The organism is Aeromonas sp. L_1B5_3 (assembly GCF_963866575.1).
Lineage (GTDB): Bacteria > Pseudomonadota > Gammaproteobacteria > Enterobacterales > Aeromonadaceae > Aeromonas > Aeromonas jandaei.
The window spans coordinates 1-2,956 of sequence record NZ_CAWMDN010000179.1 but is presented as its reverse complement, the minus strand read 5'-3'; the positions used below and the strand labels follow the sequence as shown (position 1 = coordinate 2,956).

Below are 2,956 nucleotides of genomic sequence, written 5' to 3'. Positions count from 1 at the left end.
ATGCTGGCGGCCGGATTGAGAGCTCTGGCCGACCAGCTCGGCAGCCCGGCCCGATTGCTGCTGGCGGCCGGGGTCGATGACCCCGACCACCCCATCGGCACCGACGCCATCGCGGTGATGAGTGCGATTGAAGAAGCGGATGACGGCAGTGGTGTGCTGGTGCTGATGGACTTGGGCAGCGCTCTGCTGAGCGCCGAGACCGCCCTCGAACTGCTGCCCCCGGAGCTGAGCGCGAGGGTGCGGCTCTGCCCCGCCCCGCTGGTCGAGGGCACTCTGGCCGCTGTGGTGGCGGCCGGTTCCGGCCTGACGCTGGATGAGGTGGCAGCCGAGGCGCTCGGCGCGCTGGGCCCGAAACAGGCGATGCTGCCAGCCAGCGCGGCGCAGGCTGCTACCGAGACGGCCCCCGTTGCCGACGACGGCTGGCTGCGCTGCGAAGTGGTGGTGGATAACCCCCACGGCCTGCATGTGCGCCCCGCCGCCCGGCTGGTGGCCGCCCTCAAGCCCTTTGCCGCCGAACTCAAACTGCAAAAGGGGGATAAAGAGGCCAATCCCCGCAGTCTGACCCGGCTCGCCATGCTCAACGTGCGTCAGGGCGACCAGCTCACCCTGCTGGCGCGCGGCGAGGATGCCACCGCCGCACTGACCTGCTTCCAGCAGCTGGCCGCCGAGCGCTTCGGCGACTGACGCCACTGCTTCAAGGTGCTGCACTCGCTCGCTGAGCCTGTGCAGCACCATTCAAGACGAAGGAGTCCCCGGCACTGCCGCCCCTTCGCCCCGATTCTTAATTCATAAAGAGAGAGGGATAAAATATGGACCGCATTATCATCAGCCCCAGCAAATACGTACAAGGCAACGGGGCCCTCGCCAATATCGGCAACTACGTCAAAGCGCTCGGCAGCAAGCCGCTGATCCTGGCCGACGCCTTCGTCACCAAGCTGGTCGGCGATACCGTGGCTACAAGCTTCCACGGCGCCGGTATCAAGCCCGAGTTCGACTGCTTCAACGGCGAGTGCTCCCGCCCCGAGATCGACCGCCTGCTGGCCCGCTGCCAGCAGACCCCGTTTGACGTCATCATCGGCATCGGCGGCGGCAAGACGCTGGATACCGCCAAGTCGGTCGCCTTCTACCAGAAGGTGCCGGTGGTCATAGTGCCGACCATCGCCTCCACCGATGCCCCCACCAGCGCGCTGGCGGTCATTTACACCCCGGAAGGGCAGTTCAGCGAATACCTGATGATCCCGACCAACCCCAACATGGTCATCATGGATACCGGCGTGGTCTCCCGCGCCCCGGTGCGGCTGTTGGTCTCCGGCATGGGGGATGCGCTCTCCACCTACTTCGAGGCGCGCGCCAACAAGGTGTCCGGTTGCAAGACCATGGCCGGTGGCGCCTCCACGCTGGCGGCCCAGGCCATCGCCGAGCTCTGCTACAAGACCCTGCTGGCCGATGGCTACAAGGCCAAACTGGCGGTGGAGCAGGGGCTCTGCACCAAGGCGGTGGAGAACATCATCGAGGCCAACACCTATCTGAGCGGTATCGGCTTCGAGAGCAGCGGGCTGGCCGCCGCCCACGCCATCCATAACGGCCTGACCCAGCTCGCCGAATGTCACCACCTCTACCACGGTGAAAAAGTGGCATTCGGTACCCTGGTGCAGCTGGTGCTGGAAAACGCGCCGATGGCGGAGATCGAAACGGTGCTGGGTTTCTGCCGCTCGGTGGGCCTGCCGACCAACCTGCATATGATGGGGGTCAAGGAGCTGGATATGGCACGCCTGATGGAGGTGGCCAAAGCCTCCACCGCCGAGGGCGAAACCATCCACAATATGCCGTTCAAGGTCACTGCCGAGGATGTGCTGGCGGCCATCGTCACCGCCCACCAGCTGGGGCTGTAACCGAGCCACGACTGACCCTGCAATATAACAAGGCCCCGCATCTGCGGGGCCGTTTCGTTTTCTGCGGGCCGGTTCGCAACGGCCTTAATAACCGTCAGCCGTGATAGTCGGCGGGATCGATCTCGAGCAGTTTGAGCCGCCGCCAGAGGGTGGTGCGACTGATGCCAAGATGCTGGGCCATCTGGCTCACCTGTCCCTTGCAGGCGTGGGCGCAGCGCAGGATGGCTTGCCGCTCCAGCTCCGCCAGCGTGAGCAGCGGTTGCCCCACTACCTCGTCCTCTACCCGCTGATAGCCGTGGCGAATGGCAGCGGGCAGCGCCTCGGGCGGGATCGGCCCCTGACCGGCGTGGAGCAGCGCATGCTCGACGGCGCTGCGCAACTCCCCCAGATTGCCGGGCCAGGGATAGGCCAGCAGACAGTCGAGGGCCGCCGGACTGAACTGGCGTACCGGCTCGCGCCCCTGCGCCGCCAACTGCTGGCTGATAAGGCCCGGCAGATCCGCCGCGCGCTCCCTCAGCCCCGGCAGCCACAGCTCGCACGCCTGCAAGGCATAGAGCAGCTGGCGGCCAAACAGCCCCTCCTGCACCAGCTGCTCCAGCGGGGCGCTGCTGGTGGCGATGATCCGCACCTTGAGCGGCAGGATACGGGCCGAATCGAAGCGCTGGATGCGGCCGGTCTTGAGCAGTTGCAGCAGCGCCGCCTGCATGGGGGCAGAGAGACACTCCACCTGCTCCAGCACCAGCGTGCCGCCGTGGGCCAGCTCGAACTTGCCCGCCCGCTCCTGCCCCGCCTCATCGGAACCCATCAGCTCCAGCGCCATCCGCTCGCTCGGCAGCGCCTTGCAGTTGAGGGTAATAAGCGGCCCGGCAGCCCGCTCGCTGCCAAAGTGGATCGCCTCCGCCAGTTGGGCCTTGCCCACCTCCTCCTCACCGCGCAGCAGGATCGGCCCCTGACTCTGGGCCGCCTGCCGGGCGTAGCGCAGCAGCTTGCGCATGGCGCTCGATTCGCCCACCAGCGCCGACAGCTCGGGCACCGTCTGGCGCAACTGGTGAATGGCCCGCAGC

General features: G+C 66.7%; 3 protein-coding genes. 2 read left to right on the top strand and 1 reads right to left on the bottom strand.

Going from position 1 to position 2,956, the window contains the following annotated elements:
- Together AACR93_RS23040 and AACR93_RS23035 are read left to right on the top strand one after the other, a co-directional pair.
- Nucleotides 1–684 (top strand): HPr family phosphocarrier protein (locus AACR93_RS23040; protein ID WP_043852089.1); only part of this gene is annotated, 684 nt, incomplete at its 5' end.
- A gap of 125 nt (nt 685–809) precedes the next feature.
- A complete protein-coding gene (locus AACR93_RS23035) occupies nt 810–1,892 on the top strand; it encodes a glycerol dehydrogenase (protein WP_043852088.1) in 1,083 nt (360 codons plus the stop codon).
- Between the two features lie 94 nt (nt 1,893–1,986).
- Here AACR93_RS23035 and AACR93_RS23030 read toward each other — a convergent pair.
- A partial coding sequence (locus AACR93_RS23030) for a sigma 54-interacting transcriptional regulator (RefSeq protein WP_043852087.1) occupies nt 1,987–2,956 on the bottom strand: 970 nt, incomplete at its 5' end.